This window comes from Sphingomonas sp. M1A8_2b (genome assembly GCF_053345535.1).
Map to the genome: position 1 here is coordinate 408,433 of NZ_JBKFAH010000002.1, position 15,413 is coordinate 423,845.

The 15,413-nt window shown below is 65.8% G+C and carries 12 protein-coding genes; 4 read left to right on the top strand and 8 right to left on the bottom strand.

Annotated features, from left to right (window positions below; translation table 11 throughout):
- On the bottom strand, nt 1-1,365 hold the full coding sequence (rimO, locus tag ACLBWL_RS10300) for a 30S ribosomal protein S12 methylthiotransferase RimO (protein WP_447792685.1): 1,365 nt from the start codon (nt 1,363-1,365) through the stop codon (nt 1-3).
- Between the two features lie 107 nt (nt 1,366-1,472).
- Between rimO and ACLBWL_RS10305 the strand changes: the two genes are divergently transcribed.
- Nucleotides 1,473-2,615 carry an anhydro-N-acetylmuramic acid kinase gene (locus ACLBWL_RS10305; protein ID WP_447792687.1) on the top strand — a complete coding sequence of 381 codons (1,143 nt, stop codon included), beginning with the start codon at nt 1,473-1,475 and terminating at the stop codon, nt 2,613-2,615.
- A 280-nt stretch (nt 2,616-2,895) separates the two neighbouring features.
- Here ACLBWL_RS10305 and ACLBWL_RS10310 read toward each other — a convergent pair whose 3' ends face one another.
- The 7 genes from ACLBWL_RS10310 to ACLBWL_RS10340 all read right to left on the bottom strand — a co-directional run bounded on the left by ACLBWL_RS10310 (nt 2,896) and on the right by ACLBWL_RS10340 (nt 10,393).
- The gene (locus tag ACLBWL_RS10310) at nt 2,896-3,222 is read right to left on the bottom strand and encodes a hypothetical protein (RefSeq protein WP_447792689.1); all 327 of its coding nucleotides are present in this window, start codon (nt 3,220-3,222) and stop codon (nt 2,896-2,898) included.
- A gap of 87 nt (nt 3,223-3,309) precedes the next feature.
- Complete coding sequence (locus ACLBWL_RS10315) at nt 3,310-4,488, bottom strand: vWA domain-containing protein (protein ID WP_447792691.1); 1,179 nt, start codon at nt 4,486-4,488, stop codon at nt 3,310-3,312.
- 12 nt (nt 4,489-4,500) lie between these two features.
- Nucleotides 4,501-6,414 (bottom strand): CocE/NonD family hydrolase, encoded by a 1,914-nt coding sequence (locus ACLBWL_RS10320; RefSeq protein ID WP_447792693.1) that lies wholly within the window; start codon nt 6,412-6,414, stop codon nt 4,501-4,503.
- Nucleotides 6,415-6,575: 161 nt separating this feature from the next.
- Nucleotides 6,576-7,139, bottom strand: a complete 564-nt coding sequence (locus ACLBWL_RS10325; RefSeq protein WP_447792695.1) for a CHAP domain-containing protein — start codon at nt 7,137-7,139, stop codon at nt 6,576-6,578.
- 73 nt (nt 7,140-7,212) lie between these two features.
- Nucleotides 7,213-8,598: a hypothetical protein gene (locus ACLBWL_RS10330; protein WP_447792697.1), complete on the bottom strand. Its 1,386-nt coding sequence runs from the start codon at nt 8,596-8,598 to the stop codon at nt 7,213-7,215.
- A 207-nt stretch (nt 8,599-8,805) separates the two neighbouring features.
- Complete coding sequence (locus tag ACLBWL_RS10335; RefSeq protein WP_447792699.1) at nt 8,806-9,660, bottom strand: AAA family ATPase; 855 nt, start codon at nt 9,658-9,660, stop codon at nt 8,806-8,808.
- Nucleotides 9,661-9,727: 67 nt separating this feature from the next.
- Nucleotides 9,728-10,393 carry a DUF6975 family protein gene (locus tag ACLBWL_RS10340; protein WP_447792701.1) on the bottom strand — a complete coding sequence of 222 codons (666 nt, stop codon included), beginning with the start codon at nt 10,391-10,393 and terminating at the stop codon, nt 9,728-9,730.
- A gap of 338 nt (nt 10,394-10,731) precedes the next feature.
- On the opposite strand from ACLBWL_RS10340, the gene ACLBWL_RS10345 reads away from it, so the two are divergent.
- The 3 genes from ACLBWL_RS10345 to ACLBWL_RS10355 all read left to right on the top strand — a co-directional run bounded on the left by ACLBWL_RS10345 (nt 10,732) and on the right by ACLBWL_RS10355 (nt 15,056).
- The gene (locus tag ACLBWL_RS10345; protein WP_447793477.1) at nt 10,732-13,020 is read left to right on the top strand and encodes a S9 family peptidase; all 2,289 of its coding nucleotides are present in this window, start codon (nt 10,732-10,734) and stop codon (nt 13,018-13,020) included.
- 5 nt (nt 13,021-13,025) lie between these two features.
- Nucleotides 13,026-13,742: an MgtC/SapB family protein gene (locus ACLBWL_RS10350; protein WP_447792703.1), complete on the top strand. Its 717-nt coding sequence runs from the start codon at nt 13,026-13,028 to the stop codon at nt 13,740-13,742.
- Between the two features lie 288 nt (nt 13,743-14,030).
- Nucleotides 14,031-15,056 (top strand): aspartate-semialdehyde dehydrogenase, encoded by a 1,026-nt coding sequence (locus ACLBWL_RS10355; RefSeq protein ID WP_447792705.1) that lies wholly within the window; start codon nt 14,031-14,033, stop codon nt 15,054-15,056.
- The last annotated feature ends 357 nt before the right edge of the window (nt 15,057-15,413 follow it).

The window sequence follows — 15,413 nt, forward strand, 5'->3', positions numbered from 1 at the left end:
TCAGACGGGCACGCCGTACAGGTCGTGGTCGTCGGCGTCTTCGATCGTGACCGGGACGATGTCGCCTACCGTCAGGTGGCCGGCGTCGCGCAGGAAGACTTCGCCGTCGATCTCGGGCGCATCCGCCTTTGAACGGCCGGTTGCGCCTTCTTCGTCGACCTCATCGATGATCACGTCGAGCGTGCGGCCGATCTTGGCCTGCAACTTGGCCGCGGAGATTGCCGCGGTCTTTTCCATGATGCGGGCGTAGCGCTCTTCCTTGAGCTCTTCGGGCACGTGGTCGGGGAGCAGGTTCGCCGCAGCGCCTTCGACCGGCTCAAAGCGGAACGCGCCGACACGGTCGAGCTGTGCTTCGTCGAGCCAGTCTAGCAGATACTGGAAATCCTCCTCGGTCTCGCCGGGGAAGCCGACGACGAAGGTCGAGCGGATCGTGATGTCGGGCGCGATGGTCCGCCAGTTATGGATGCGCTGGAGCACTTTCGCATCGTTGCCGGGACGCTTCATCCGGCGCAGCACCGACGGCGCGGCGTGCTGGAAAGGGATGTCGAGATACGGCAGCACGAGGCCCTCCTCCATCAGCGGGATGACGTGGTCGACGTGGGGGTATGGGTAGACGTAGTGGAGGCGCACCCACCCTCCAACTGGGGCGGCGATCTTGCCGAGTTCGCGCGACAGGTCGGTCATGTGTGCGCGGACGTCTCGGGCTTCGTTACGGGACATCGGGCCGCCGGGCTTCACCGGCCAGCTGGCGTGGCGCAGGTCTACGCCGTACGCCGAGGTGTCCTGGCTGATGACCAGCAATTCCTTGGTACCTGCTTCGACCAGCTTTTCCGCCTCGCGCAGAATCGCGTCGGGGCGGCGGCTGACGAGGTCGCCGCGCAACGACGGGATGATGCAGAACGAGCAGCGGTGGTTGCAGCCCTCGGAGATCTTCAGATAGCTGTAGTGGCGCGGGGTCAGCTTCAGGCCGGCGTCGGGGATCAGGTTGAGGAATGCGGACGGCGGCATCGGTGCTGCCTCGTGCACGGCGCCGACGACCTGCTCGTATTCGTGCGCGCCGGTGATCGCGAGCACCTGCGGGAAGCGTGCGCGGATCGCGTCGGCTTCCTTGCCCATGCAACCGGTAACGATGACGCGGCCGTTCTCGGCGATGGCTTCGCCGATCGCCTCGAGGCTTTCCTCCTTGGCGGAATCGAGGAAGCCGCAGGTGTTGACCAGCACGATGTCGGCGCCGGCATAGTCCGGCGACATCTGATAGCCGTCGCCGCGGAGCTGGGTGAGGATCCGCTCGCTGTCGACGAGGTTCTTCGGACAGCCGAGCGAGACCATGCCGATCTTCGGCGGGGAGGGGAGTGTTGTTGCCATGAAGCCCGCGCACATAGGCGCAAAGTTCGGTTTTTTCTAGGCGGCGGAAAATGCATCATCCAAGAGGGGGCGCCATGGGTGGGCAGATTGCGCGGGAAGGAACCGATATGCTGGCGATTGGACTGATGTCGGGGACGTCGCTCGACGGAATCGATGCCGCGTTGATCGAGACCGACGGCGAGGCGTTCGTGCGACCGATCGCGTTTCGCGGCGAGCCCTATTCGGATGCGGCGCGGGCGGAACTGGCCGAGGCGACCCGCATGGCGCTGACGTTCGACAAGCCACGCGCGAGTCCGCCGGTGGTTGCCGCGGGCGAGCTGATTACGCGCGCGCATGTGTTTGCGGTTCATAAGCTCCTTGCCGACGCCGGGGTAGCGGCCGCGGAGGTCGACGTTATCGGTTTTCACGGGCAGACGATCGCGCATCGGCCCGACCGGCGCTGGACGTGGCAGATCGGCGACGGGGCGGCGGTGGCGCGGGCTACCGGGATCACGACGGTGTCGGATTTTCGGTCGGCGGATGTCGCGGCTGGCGGGCAGGGGGCGCCGTTGCTGCCGGTGTATCATGCGGCGCTGGCGGCGGGGCTCGAGGGGCCGATTGCGGTGCTGAACCTTGGTGGGGTGGGGAACATCACCTTCATTCCGGGCGGGCTCGACATGCATGATTCGCGGGAGATGTCGCCGGAGCGGGCGCAGATGATGGACCGCGACGGGCTGGTGGCGTTCGATACCGGACCGGCGAATGGGTTGATCGACAGCTGGGTCGAGGCGGAGACTGGCGCGCGGTACGATGCCGGGGGGGCGCTGGCGGCGTCCGGGCGTGTGGATGAGACCGTGTTGACGGCCATGCTCGATCATCCGTTTTTCGATGCTCCGCCGCCTAAGTCGCTCGATCGGAATGATTTCACGATCCAGCCGGCGCGGGGGTTGTCGGCGGCCGATGGGGCGACGACGTTGACCGCGTTTACGGCGGCGACGGTAGCGGAGGCTTTGCGGCATCTGCCGGCGCGGCCTGTCCGGTTGCTGGTGGCGGGGGGTGGACGGCACAATCCGACGATGCTGGCGATGATTGCCAAACGGACCGGGTTGGTCCCGGAGCCGACGGATGGTCTCGGGTGGAACGGCGATGCGCTGGAGGCCGAGGGGTTCGCGTATATGGCGGTGCGGACGCTGAAGGGGCTGGCGATCAGTTTTCCGGGGACGACCGGCGTTCCGGTGGCGATGGCTGGTGGGGTCGTGGACCGGGTTTAGTTTGCCCGCCGGTGCGTAAAAGTTTGTTCTCCCGCGAAGACGGGAGCCCAGACTGGGCTCCCGCCTTCGCGGGAGAACAAGGGGGTGGGGGGCGCCGCTTGGGTCACTCGCACCCGCTCCCCACCTCACACGTTTACCCTTAGTTACTACCACCCCGGCGGAGGCCGGGGCCCAATTGGAAAGGTTGCAGTAACGAAGCGCGCGCTCAGTTAGCGACGTCCCCCAATTGGGCCCCGGCCTTCGCCGGGGTGGTTTGGAGGGTGGGGGCGGCGGCGTTGTATCAGTGCGGCTTCTTCGCCTTGGCAGGCTTCTTCGGCTCGGGCTTCTTCGGCGGCGCCTTCTTCTCCGCCGCATCCTTAGCGCGCAACGCCGGCGCCGCGATCGCCGCTGCGATCCCCGCAATCATCGTCGCGCCAACCGCGATCGCGGTCTTTGGGTGCGACTTCACCGCATCCGTTGCCGTCGCGAGGCCAGCCTTCGCCGCATCGGTCGCGTCCTCGACCCAGTCGCTCTTCGCTGCCGTCTTCTTTGCCTTAGGCTTCGGCTTGTGGTCGTCGTCGTGATGAACCTTGGCGTGCGGCATGGCGGAGTTGGGGATCGACGACATAGGGCGTTCCTTCGGTAGAGGATGATGCATATCAACCGACCGCCTCCGTGACGGTTCCGTTACGGTACGCCGCCTACCGCACCAAACTCACCGTTTGCGGGTCAATTCGCGCATCGCATCGTCAAGCCCGGCGAGGCTCAGCGGGTACATGCGGTCGGTCATCAGCTCGCGGATGATGCGGACCGATTGCGAATAGCCCCATTGCGCCTCGGCCACGGGGTTCAGCCATGCCGCCGCCGGATAGGTGTTGGTCAGCCGCTGCATCCACACCGCGCCCGGCTCCTCGTTGAAATGCTCGACCGAGCCGCCGGGATGGGTGATTTCGTACGGGCTCATCGACGCGTCGCCGACGAAGATCAGCTTGTAGTCATGGCCGTATTTGTGGAGCAGGTCCCACATCGGCGTGCGCTCGGCAAAGCGGCGCGTATTGTCCTTCCACACGCCTTCGTACGGGCAGTTGTGGAAGTAGAAAAATTCGAGGTTCTTGAACTCGGTCGTCGCGGCGGAGAACAGTTCCTCGCAGAGCTTGACGAACGGGTCCATCGAGCCGCCGACGTCGAGGAACAGCAGCAGCTTCACCGCATTGCGGCGCTCGGCGCGCATGACGATGTCGAGATAGCCCTGGCGCGCGGTGCCGGCGATCGTGCCGTCGATGTCGAGTTCGTCGGCGGCACCGTCGCGCGCGAAGCGGCGCAGGCGGCGGAGTGCCACCTTGATGTTGCGGGTGCCGAGTTCCCTGGTGTTGTCGAGGTTGCGGAACTCGCGCTGGTCCCAGACTTTCAGCGCGCGCTTGTGCGTGCTTTCGCCGCCGATGCGGACGCCTTCGGGGTTGTAGCCGCCGTTGCCGTACGGGCTCGTGCCGCCGGTGCCGACCCATTTGCTGCCGCCCTGGTGGCGTTCCTTCTGCTCCTCGAGGCGTTTCTTGAGCGTCTCCATGATCTCGTCCCACGAGCCGAGCGACTTGATCGCCGCCATTTCCTCGGGGGTCAGGAATTTCTCGGCGACCGCCTTCAGCCAGTCCTCGGGGACTTCGCCGGGGGCCGTGCCGTAGCTGGTGGCGATGCCGCGGAAGACCTTGGCAAAGACCTGGTCGAACTTGTCGAGCAGCCCCTCGTCCTTCACGTAGACCGCGCGGGAGAGGTAGTAGAAATCCTCCGGCGTCCGCTCGATCACCTCGGCGTCGAGCGCCTCGAGCAGGATGAGGTGCTCCTTGAGGCTGGCGGGAATGCCGGCGCTGCGGAGTTCGTCGAGGAAGTTCAGGAACATGAGGTCACTCCGTCACTTGGCCGCGGCGATCGGCAGTTCGATCGCGCTGGGCTGCGCGGCCGAGTGGAAGACGCTGATCGTGGCCTTGCGGTAGTCGGCGGGCTTGGCGTCGAAGATGTTGGGGACGTAGGTCTGCGGGTTGCGGTCGTAGAGCGGGAACCAGCTCGACTGGACCTGGACCATGATGCGGTGGCCGGGGAGGAAGACGTGGTTGGCGTTGGGTAGCACGACGCGGAAATGCGTGGGCTGGCCGGCGACGATCGGGGTCGGCTTGTCGAACCCGTCGCGGTAGCGGCCGCGCAGAATGTCCATCGACACGGCGAGCTGGTAGCCGCCCATCTCGGGCTTGTCGGAATATTCGGCGGGGTAGACGTCGATCAGCTTCACGACGAAATCGCCGTCGGTGCCGGTGGTGCTGGCGATTAGGTCGGCGACGGGCGCGCCGGCGATCGCGACCGGGCTGGTCAGCGGCGGCGTCTGGTAGGTCAGGACGTCGGTGCGGTCGGAGAACGGGCGCTGGTCGTCGACCAGCCATTGCCGCCACGTCGAGCCGGTCGCGTAAGTCGGGCGGATCGGGCGGAGGCGGTAGGGGATCGGCTTGGCGGGGTCTGAAATGTAGTCGTCGTGGCCGTCCTGTGCGGGGGCGGTGGCGCCGAGGCCGCTGGCGGGCTGGAAATAGAGTTTCTGCGTGGCGGTCGAGTTCGGCCAGCCCGCGAGCGTCTGCCACTGGTTCGTGCCGGTCTGGAACGCGGTGACGGGGGCGAGGGGTGCGGGCTGGGCGCCGGACTTCAGCGCGCCGTCCAGGAACGGGAGCAGGACGTTCTTGCGGAACCAGAGCGCGGTGTCGGCATCGAAGCGGATCGCGCCGAGCGTGGAGCCGTCGCCGTTCGCGCCGCCGTGCGCCCAGGGGCCGAGCGCGAGGTGGTTGACGTGGTTGGGGTCAACCTTCGACACCGCCTCATACGCCGCGACGGCGCCGTAGATGTCCTCCTGGTCCCATTGGCTGGCGACCCAGAGCGTCTGCACGGTCTGCGGCTGCTTGGGCAGGATCGTCTCGAGCGCCTGGCCCTGCCAGAACGCGTCGTACGCGGGGTGATCGTGCAGGCGCTGGACGAACGGGAGCTGCGCGAGCCCGCGGCTCTTGACGAAGTCGCTGGCCGAACCGGCGCGGAGGAACGTGTCGTAATCGTCGTAGGCGTCGCGCCAGAGGTCGCCGGCTTCGCCTTTCGCCGCGTCCTGGCTGTAGTAATAATCATAGCCGACCTGGCGGAACGCGCCGCCGTGGAAGTCGTCGTCGCCCTTCCACGTGTTGATCACCGGGTTCATCGGCACCGCGGCCTTCAGCGCGGGGTGCGGGTTCACCAGCGCCATCGCCGCCATCATGCCGTCGTAGCTGGTGCCGATGATGCCGACGCGGCCGTTGCTGTTCTTCAGGTTCTTCACCAGCCAGTCGATCGTATCGTAGGCGTCGGTGGAATGATCGACCTTGGTTGTGTTGAGCGGGCCGATCAGCGGGCGTTCGTTGATATAGGCGCCGTTCGAGCCGTTCTTGCCGCGGACGTCCTCGAACACGCGGATATAGCCGGCGTCGAAGAACATCGCGTCGGACGCCCGCAGGGTCATCGCGCCGCTGGAACTCGACGACCGGCTGGCGCTGCTTTCGGCGTTGTAGGGGGTGCGCTGAAGCAGGATAGGGGCGTCGGTGAGGCCCTTGCGCTGGACGATGACCGCGTGGAGCGTGACGCCGTCGCGCATCTTGATGTCGACCTCGCGGCGGTCGAAGTCGAAGCTGGCATTGGCGGGGACGAACTTGGTTGGGATGTCGCCGCCGGGCTGCGGCGCCTTTTCCTTCTGCGCGGATATCGCGGAGGGTGCCGACGTGGCGAGCAGGGCCAGCGTGATCGTCGTAAGAGCCTTGAACCGCATCGTTATCCTCACCGTCTTGTTGAAGACGCTGGTGGCACGGTTCCTGGGGTAACGGCAACTCCACTCGCGTCGTCATCCTGACGAAAGTCAGGACCCAGGGTTACGGGCGGTGCGGGTCTTGGCTCTGTGTCCTGACTTTCGTCAGGATGACGGGCCGAGCGTTATCGCCCGATCGGCTTGCCGCTCACCGGGACGTAGGCGTCGATCAGTGCGCCGACGTAGTCGGGGTTGCGGCTGGTGAGTTCGGGCGCGGCATGCGCTTTGCCGTAGATGAAGCCGTAGACCGGGTAGACGCCGCCGCCTAGGCCGTCGACGTCCTTGTACCAGACCTTCACGTCGCTCCAGTCGTTGCGCGGCGAGACGTCGAACAGCGTGACGTCCTGTTCGGCGTGGCCGCGCTCGCCGTTCTGGCGCGACCAGTTCGCGTGGGTGAGCATGACGACGCGCTTCTCGACCACCCGGCTGACCACTGCGACATGGCCCATCGGCAGGCGCGGGGTCTTGGCGAAGACGATCACCGCGCCCTCCTTCGGCTTGTGCGTGCGTTCGTACTTGCCGTCCGCCTGCTCCCACCAGGTCCAGGCGTTGCCGTAGATCTGGATACCCGACGCGGCGCGCGCGAACGGCACGCATTCACCGACATAATTGAGCAGCGAGCTGGCATTGGCGCTGGGAGCCGATGCGGTCAGGGCGATGGCAAGGAGCGTTCGGGGGAGGCGCTTCATGAGCAGACGGTATCAAGCGGCTGGTGACTGGTCGGTTGCGGCCTATGGTTAACACAGGGCTTCACCGCGTTTTTCAGGCAGGCCGGCGCGCGTAGAGCGCCCAGTCGACCCCGGACAGCGCGGCACGGCGGCGCACGACGATGCGCTGGTAGCGCGCGCCGCATCGCTCGATCGTCTGCGCGGCGGGGGCATCGTCGACCAGATCGCGGTGGACGAACATCGCGGCCGGGCAGTCGCTGACGATCCGCAGCGGATAGCGTGCCTCGGCCGCGGCGACGCGCAACGTCGCGATCGGACGCAGATGGTCGACCAGCACGCTGGCGCCGCGGGGAGCGATAGCCGCCATGCCGCTGATCGCCGCGCCGGTGTCGCCGCGACGGAGAGCGGCTTGCACCAGATCGTCGCGGACGCTGCCGAAGGTGACGGCGGCCAGAACGGCCAGAGCGACGATCTTGATCGGGCGGCGGCTTGCCAGGCCCTTGGCGACAAGGCTCGCGAGCATCAGCAGCAACGCGATCGACGACAGCAGGAAATAGCGCGGGATGCCGGTATTGCCGACGCGCAGCAGTGTGAGAACGAGCGGAAGCCCGAGGATCGCGGCGAGGTAGAGGACCGCTTTCGGGTCGCGTGTCCGTACGGCGAACGCCAGGGCTGCGACGATCGCGATCAGCACGACCGTGATCGCCGCTGGCGGCACGACAAGTCCGCCGAGCGTGGCCGCGACCATGATGCGGAGCGCGTCCCAAAGCTTGGGTGCCGAGAACGCGACGTAATCGCCGACCTGCATGCCCGTCGGACTTGCCGCGGCGGCGCCGAGCACGACGGCGAACACGCTGAACGCTGCGACCGCGCTTGGCAGGAAGAGGCGGATCGTGAGCGGGATCGCCCGGTCGGTGGAGTGTGTTCGCGCCAGCGTGACCATGACCCAGACACCCAGCGCGGCGAGCCCGAACACCATCGTCAGTTGCGCGAACAGCCCCAGGATCGCGAGTGCCCCCAAACGCCCTCTCGGCATCGAATAGACGGTAGGCGTTTCCAGCCAGCGCGCGATCAGCCAGATCGTGGTCATCAGCGCGAGCAGCATCGGCATGTAGCCGCGTGCCTCTGACCCGTAATTGACCATCATCGGCGACACCGCGAACACCAGCGCGGTAACCAACGCCTCGGTCGCGCCTCGCCTGGCGCCGATGGCCGCGGCCACGATGATGCTCGCGGTACCGCTGGCGATCGACAGCGCGCGCAACGCCATCGGCGCCGCGCCGTAGCCGCACAGCAGCATCCACAGGCTGTTGAGATGATGGTTATTGTCGTGGTTGATTGCGGTGAAGATGCCGAGCGGGGTCCGCGCGCGTTCTACCATCACCGCCGACCACGCCTCGTCGACCCATAGCCCGCCGCGGGCACTCCAGATCCTCAGGGCGAGTCCCAGGACGGTAATTGCGGCGAGCACGAGTGCCATGCGGAAGGTTCGCGGAGTGCGTCCGCCCGACCCTGTCGATCCTCCACCGTCAGGGGGACGTGGCAGGCGTAGGCTGACGGAGGGGGAGGTGAGAGGTAACATCGGTTTCGTGTCCTCCCCCTCCGTCGCGCATGGCGCCACCTCCCCCTTGCGGGGGAGGATCGCGCCGACCCTGAAGCCTATACGGCGATCGGGTTAAGGCCGTCCTTACCCCTGGTTCTTCTGCCGTTTCGCCATGAACGCGAGGCGCTCGAACAGCATGACGTCCTGCTCGTTCTTCAGCAGCGCGCCGTGGAGCGGCGGGATCGCCTTGGTCGGATCGCGGTTCTGCAGCACGTCGAGCGGCATGTCCTCGTGGAGGAGGAGCTTCAGCCAGTCGAGCAGCTCGCTGGTGCTCGGCTTCTTCTTCAGCCCCGGCACGTCGCGGACGTCGTAGAACAGGTCCATCGCCTTGCTGACGAGGATCTTCTGGATGCCTGGAAAATGGACGTCGACGATCGCCTGCATCGTGCCGCGATCGGGGAACTTGATATAGTGGAAGAAACACCGGCGCAGGAACGCGTCGGGCAGTTCCTTCTCGTTGTTGCTGGTGATGATGACGATCGGGCGCTCGACCGCGCGGACGGTCTCCTTGGTCTCGTAGACGTGGAATTCCATCCGGTCGAGTTCCTGCAACAGGTCGTTGGGAAACTCGATATCGGCCTTGTCGATCTCGTCGATCAGCAGGACGGGCGGGGCGGGTTGCGTGAACGCCTCCCACAGCTTGCCCTTGCGGATATAGTTGCCGATGTCGTGGACGCGCGCGTCGCCGAGCTGGCCGTCGCGAAGCCGAGCGACCGCGTCGTATTCGTATAGGCCCTGCTGCGCCTTGGTGGTCGACTTGATGTTCCACTCGATCAGCGGCGCGCCCAAGGCCTTGGCGATCTCGTAGGCGAGGACGGTCTTGCCGGTGCCGGGTTCGCCCTTGATCAGCAGCGGGCGGCGCAGCGTCACGGCCGCGTTGACCGCGACCTTCAGGTCGTCGGTCGCGACGTAGCTTTGGGTGCCCTCGAAGCGCTTCATGCGATGTCCCGTCCGGTTCTGAATACCGGGTATGGATAGAGGCGAAGCGTCGTTCAGTGCAAGCGCGTTACAGATCGCCGCGGGCACTCGCGCGGGCTTCGAGCAGCGCCCACAGACCACGATGCTGCGCGAACAGCTGTTGCCCGCCGAACAGGATCGCGCGTTGACCGCCGGGGATCGCGCCGAGCGTCGCAATGAGCGCGCCTGTGTCGCTGTCGGCGGGTAGCGTCGGTGTCGGCACCGCAACCCCGAACCGCTCCGCCGCGACATCCAGGACGCCGCGGATCGCCTGCCAGTCGTAGACCAACGCCGCACTCGCGCCGGTCGCGCAGCCGCGGCGCTCGGAGCGCGCGAGCATGTCGAGCGCATGGCGTTCGCCGACCAGCGCGCTTTCGCTCTCGGCTTGGCCCGGCGTCGACGGCAGCGGACCGACCGCCGCAGTCAGCCGCGCGAGATAGGTGCGCTCGTCGGCGAACCCGGCGGTGGCGGCGGTCAGCCACTCGGTCGCTTCGGGTTGCACGGCACACGCCAGCACCTCGCCGATCAGGCCGGGGTGATCGCCGTGCACCGCACACAGCGCATGGACCGCATCGGCGAGGTTGCGCTGGCCGGGGGCGCCGGTGATCAGCCGGGTATAATAGGGATGCGCGGCGCTGCCGTCGGTCTCGGCCAGGCGCACGAGCGCCTCCCATGCGTTGAGCTCCCCGACACTGGTCGCCGCGTTCGAAAACATCTTATCCCGGTCGTGTTGTACCGCCGATCGACAGGCCTGCGGCAATGCTCTTGACGGACGCTTTAGGCGAAGACCGTAAAGATGCGGTGTATGACGGGGCGGGAGAGGGGTTTCGTGACGGGCGGAGGCACACTGCGCCCGGGCGGACCATTTAAGAACGGGTTGATAGCGGGCAATCTTCGCCGATGCGGCCTTTACGCCGCGCCGCGCCCTCGCGATAACGCGCCACCGACGATCGTCGGGTCGCCGGGGACTGTCCGGCGGCATGATCCCACGGAGTCTACAGGATGCGCACATGGTTGCTCGGGCTTGCACTTGCTTCGGTCGGAACCGCCGCGATGGCCGCTGATCAGGTTACGCCCCCGGCCTCGCCGGCGACGGCTCCTGCCGCGCCCGCTGCTCCGGCACCAGCGCCCGCGCGCGCCGTCGAGGCCGCCAAGCCCGGCGACCTGACGATGGCGCGGGTGTTCGGCAATCCGGACCTGTCGGGGTCGCAGCCGAAAGCGGTCCGGCTGTCGCCCGACGGCACGCTGCTGACCTCGCTGCGCAATCGCGACGATGAGAAGGAGCGGTTCGACCTGTGGGCGGTCGATACCGCGACCGGGCAGGCGCGGATGCTGGTCGATTCGAAGAAGGTCGGCAGCGGCGCGGAACTGACCGAGGCCGAGAAGATGCAGCGCGAGCGCGCGCGGATCGGCGGCCAGAAGGGCATCGTCGCGTATGACTGGGCACCCGATGGCAAGTCGATCCTCGTCCCGCTCGACGGCGACCTGTATCTCGCCACGCTCGACGGCAAGGTCACGCGGCTGACCGACACGCCGGGTGGCGAACTGAACCCGGTGGTCAGCCCCAGGGGCGGCTTCGTCTCGTTCGTCCGCGACCAGAACGTCGTCGTCCAGCCGCTGAGTGGTGGCGCCGCGCGCGCCGTTACCACCGGTGGGGGCGGCACGGTGCATTTCGGCGAGGCGGAGTTCGTCGCGCAGGAGGAAATGCACCGCGATACCGGCTATTGGTGGTCGCCCGACGAGCAGCATATCGCGGTCGAGCGATTCGACGAGGCGCCGGTCCATGTCGCCACGCGCGCGTCGATCGGCGCTACGGGCACCAAGGTGTACGAGCAGCGTTACCCCGCGGCCGGCACGCCCAACGTGCTGGTCGACCTTTACATCATGAAGCCCGATGGCTCGGGGCAGGTGAAGGTCGATCTCGGCACCAACCGCGACATCTATCTCGCGCGCGTCGACTGGACGCCCGATGGCCGGATGCTGCTGGTGCAGCGCCAGAGCCGCGACCAGAAGCTGCTGGAGATGCTCCGCGTCGATCCGGCGACGGGCAAGTCGACGATCCTGTTCACCGAGAAATCGGGCGTGAAGAGCTGGCTCAATCTGTCCGACGCCTACCGGGTGCTGAAGGACGGCAGCCTTATCTGGCGGTCGGAGCGCAGCGGCTACGGTCATCTCTACCGGTTCGCGTTGGGCAAGTGGACGCAGCTCACCAAGGGCGACTGGGTCGTCACCGATCTGGTCGGCGTCGATGAAGGAAAGGGACGCGTCTTCTTCCTCGGCAACAAGGACGACGTGCTCGAACAGCAGCTCTATTCGGTCGACGTCGCCAAGCCCAATGCGATCACCAAGCTGACCGAAGCGGGCTGGTGGAACAGCGCGACGATGGACGCGGCCGCCAGCCGCCTGATCATCTCGCGCTCGAACTCGAAACAGCCGACCCAGGTGTATCTGGCCGACGCGACCGGCAAGCGGTTGTCGTGGATCAACGAGAATGCGGTGGTCGAGGGGCATCCTTACTATCCGTATCTGGCAAGCCACCAGGAGACCAAGTTCGGGACGCTGAAGGCGAAGAACGGCATGACGCTCTACTGGGAGATGATCACGCCGCCGTTGGAGCCGGGCAAGAAATACCCGGTGTTCTTCGAACATTACGGCGGGCCCGGTACCGGCCAGGTCGTCACGCGCGGCTGGCAGGGCGCGTTGCCGCAATATCTGGTCGATCGCGGCTACATCTATTTCAAGATCGACAACCGCGGTTCGTACAATCGCGGCCGCGCGTTCGAGAACCAGATCTATCACGCGATGGGGACGGTCGAGGTCGAGGACCAGCTGACCGGCGCGAATTACCTGAAGTCGCTGCCGTTCGTCGAGCCGAGCAAGATCGCGACCTATGGCTGGTCTTATGGCGGCTATATGTCGCTGAAGATGCTGGAGAAGACGCCGGGCGTGTATGCCGCCGCTGTGTCTGGCGCGCCGGTTACCGACTGGCAGCTGTACGACACGCATTATACCGAGCGCTATCTCGGCGATCCGGCGACCGACCCGGCGAGCTATTCGACGTCGGCGGCGGTCGAGGAGGCGAACAAGATCGTCGATCCGCTGCTGCTGATCCACGGCATGGCCGACGACAACGTGTTCCTCGACAATTCGACCAAGGTGGCGGCGCGGATGCAGGCGACGGATACGCCGTTCGAGATGATGTTCTACCCCGGCTACACGCACCGCGTGGCGGGGCCGGGGATCAGCGAGCATGTCTGGGGGACGATCCTGAACTTCCTCGACCGGACGGTGAAGGACAAGCCGGTGCCCGAGGCCACGCCGGCGTCGGCGTCGGTTAAGTAACTAACGTGCGGTTCGTCGAGACGTTTCACCTGTGGCCGTTCCTCGACACGCTGGTGAGCTATATCGCCGCGTTCGTCTTCGGGACGCTGATCGGGGCGGAGCGACAATATCGCCAGCGGACCGCGGGGCTGCGCACGAACACGCTGGTCGCGCTGGGATCGGCGGCGTTCGTCGATCTCGGGCAGCGGCTGGGCGGGGACATCGAGTCGATCCGGATCATCGCCTATGTCGTGTCGGGGATCGGCTTCCTCGGCGCCGGCGTGATCATGAAGGAGGGGATGAACGTCCGCGGTCTCAACACCGCGGCGACCCTGTGGTGCTCGGCCGCGGTCGGCGCGTGCGCGGGCAGCGACATGATCGCGGAGGCGGGGTTGCTGACGTTCGTCGTGCTGCTGGCGAACACCGCGCTGCGGCCGCTGGTCGACGGCATCAATCGCATCCCGACCGACGGCCGGACGATCGAGGCCACCTACAGCGTGATGGTGACTGCGGCGGCGGCGGATGCCGGGCCGATCGGCGATCTGGTGGTGGAGCATCTGGAGGCCGCGCAATTGCAGGTGGCGGAGCTGGACGTGACCGAGCGGGGCGAGGACCGGGTGGAGATTTCCGCGACGCTGGTGGCGACGAACGTGCCGGCCGGGGAGCTGGATGCGATCACAGATCATCTGGCGAAGGTGCACCGGGTCGAGCATGCGACGTGGCAGGCGCGGACGCACGACTGAGGGGGTGTAGATGTGCACCTTCCCCAGCCACCACCCCGGCGAAGGCCGGGGCCCAATTGGGAAACGTCGCTAACTGAGCGCCGTTTTCCGTTACTGCGACCTTTCCAATTGGGCCCCGGCCTTCGCCGGGGTGGTGGCTGGGGTGGTAGTGGAGAACAAGAGGGCGGGTGACCTCGGTCAAACGCTACGGTCTCCCAAACCCCCTCTATCCGCGCAACAAGCCGAAAGCCGTTGGACCTGCCCGCGCAACGTCGGTAGTGCGCGGCCAAGTCCAATCGGAGTGACAACATGGGTTATCGGGTGGTGGTCGCGGGCGCGACCGGCAATGTCGGGCGCGAAATGCTCAATATCCTGGCGGAGCGCGAGTTTCCCGCCGACGAGATCGCCTGCGTCGCATCGTCGCGCAGCCAGGGGTTGATGGTCGACTACGGCGACACCGGCAAGCAGATCAAATGCCAGAACATCGAGCATTTCGACTGGAACGGCTGGGACATGGCGCTGTTCGCGATCGGCTCCGAGGGCACCGCGGTCTACGCGCCGATCGCTGCCGCCGCCGGTTGCGTCGTGATCGACAATTCGTCGCTCTACCGGATGGACCCCGACGTGCCGCTGATCGTGCCCGAGGTGAACCCCGAGGCGATCGACGGCTACAAGGCGCGCAACATCATCGCCAACCCGAACTGCTCGACCGCGCAGATGGTCGTCGCGTTGAAGCCGCTGCACGATGCCGCGGTGATCAAGCGCGTCGTCGTCTCGACCTACCAGTCGGTCTCCGGCGCGGGCAAGGCGGGGATGGACGAGCTGTTCGAGCAGAGCCGCAACATCTTCGTCGGCGATCCCGCCGAGCCCAAGAAGTTCACCAAGCAGATCGCCTTCAACGTGATCCCGCACATCGACAGTTTCCTCGACGACGGCTCGACCAAGGAAGAGTGGAAGATGGTCGTCGAGACCAAGAAGATCCTCGACAAGAAGATCAAGGTCACCGCGACCTGCGTCCGCGTGCCCGTGTTCGTCGGTCATTCGGAAGCGATCAATATCGAGTTCGAGAACGAGATCTCGGCCGAGGAGGCGCAGACCATCCTCCGCGAGGCGCCCGGCATCATGCTGGTCGATAAGCGCGAGGACGGCGGCTACATCACCCCGATCGAGTGCGTCGGCGACTTCGCGACGTATATCAGCCGCGTGCGCGAGGATCCGACCGTCGAGAACGGTCTGAACCTGTGGTGCGTCAGCGACAACCTCCGCAAGGGGGCGGCGCTGAACGCGGTACAGATCGCCGAACTGCTCGGTCGCCGGCATCTGCAGAAGGCCTGAACCCGCGGGGTGATTCGCCCCGATACCATCCGCTTCGACTCGCTGGACCGCGTCGCCATTCCGAATGGCGACGCGGTTTTTCGGTGTTTGGCGCAGGCGCGAAATTATTTGATGTTCGCCGGTTGGGCATTTGATCCATTTTGGTAATCGATCGTAGCTCGAGACTTATTTCATTTCGGTTCGATCTAAAGCCTAGTCTACCAGCAAGAAATCAAAATCAATGTACCTGAGGCTGATCATGTTTAGTTAATTCACATGATTACATAACCAAACTGAACAAGAAATTATATTCTGTTCAATTCATTACGGTGAAAAACCGCTTTTATTGAGTAACCTGCTGTTAGGATTAGCAGGCCG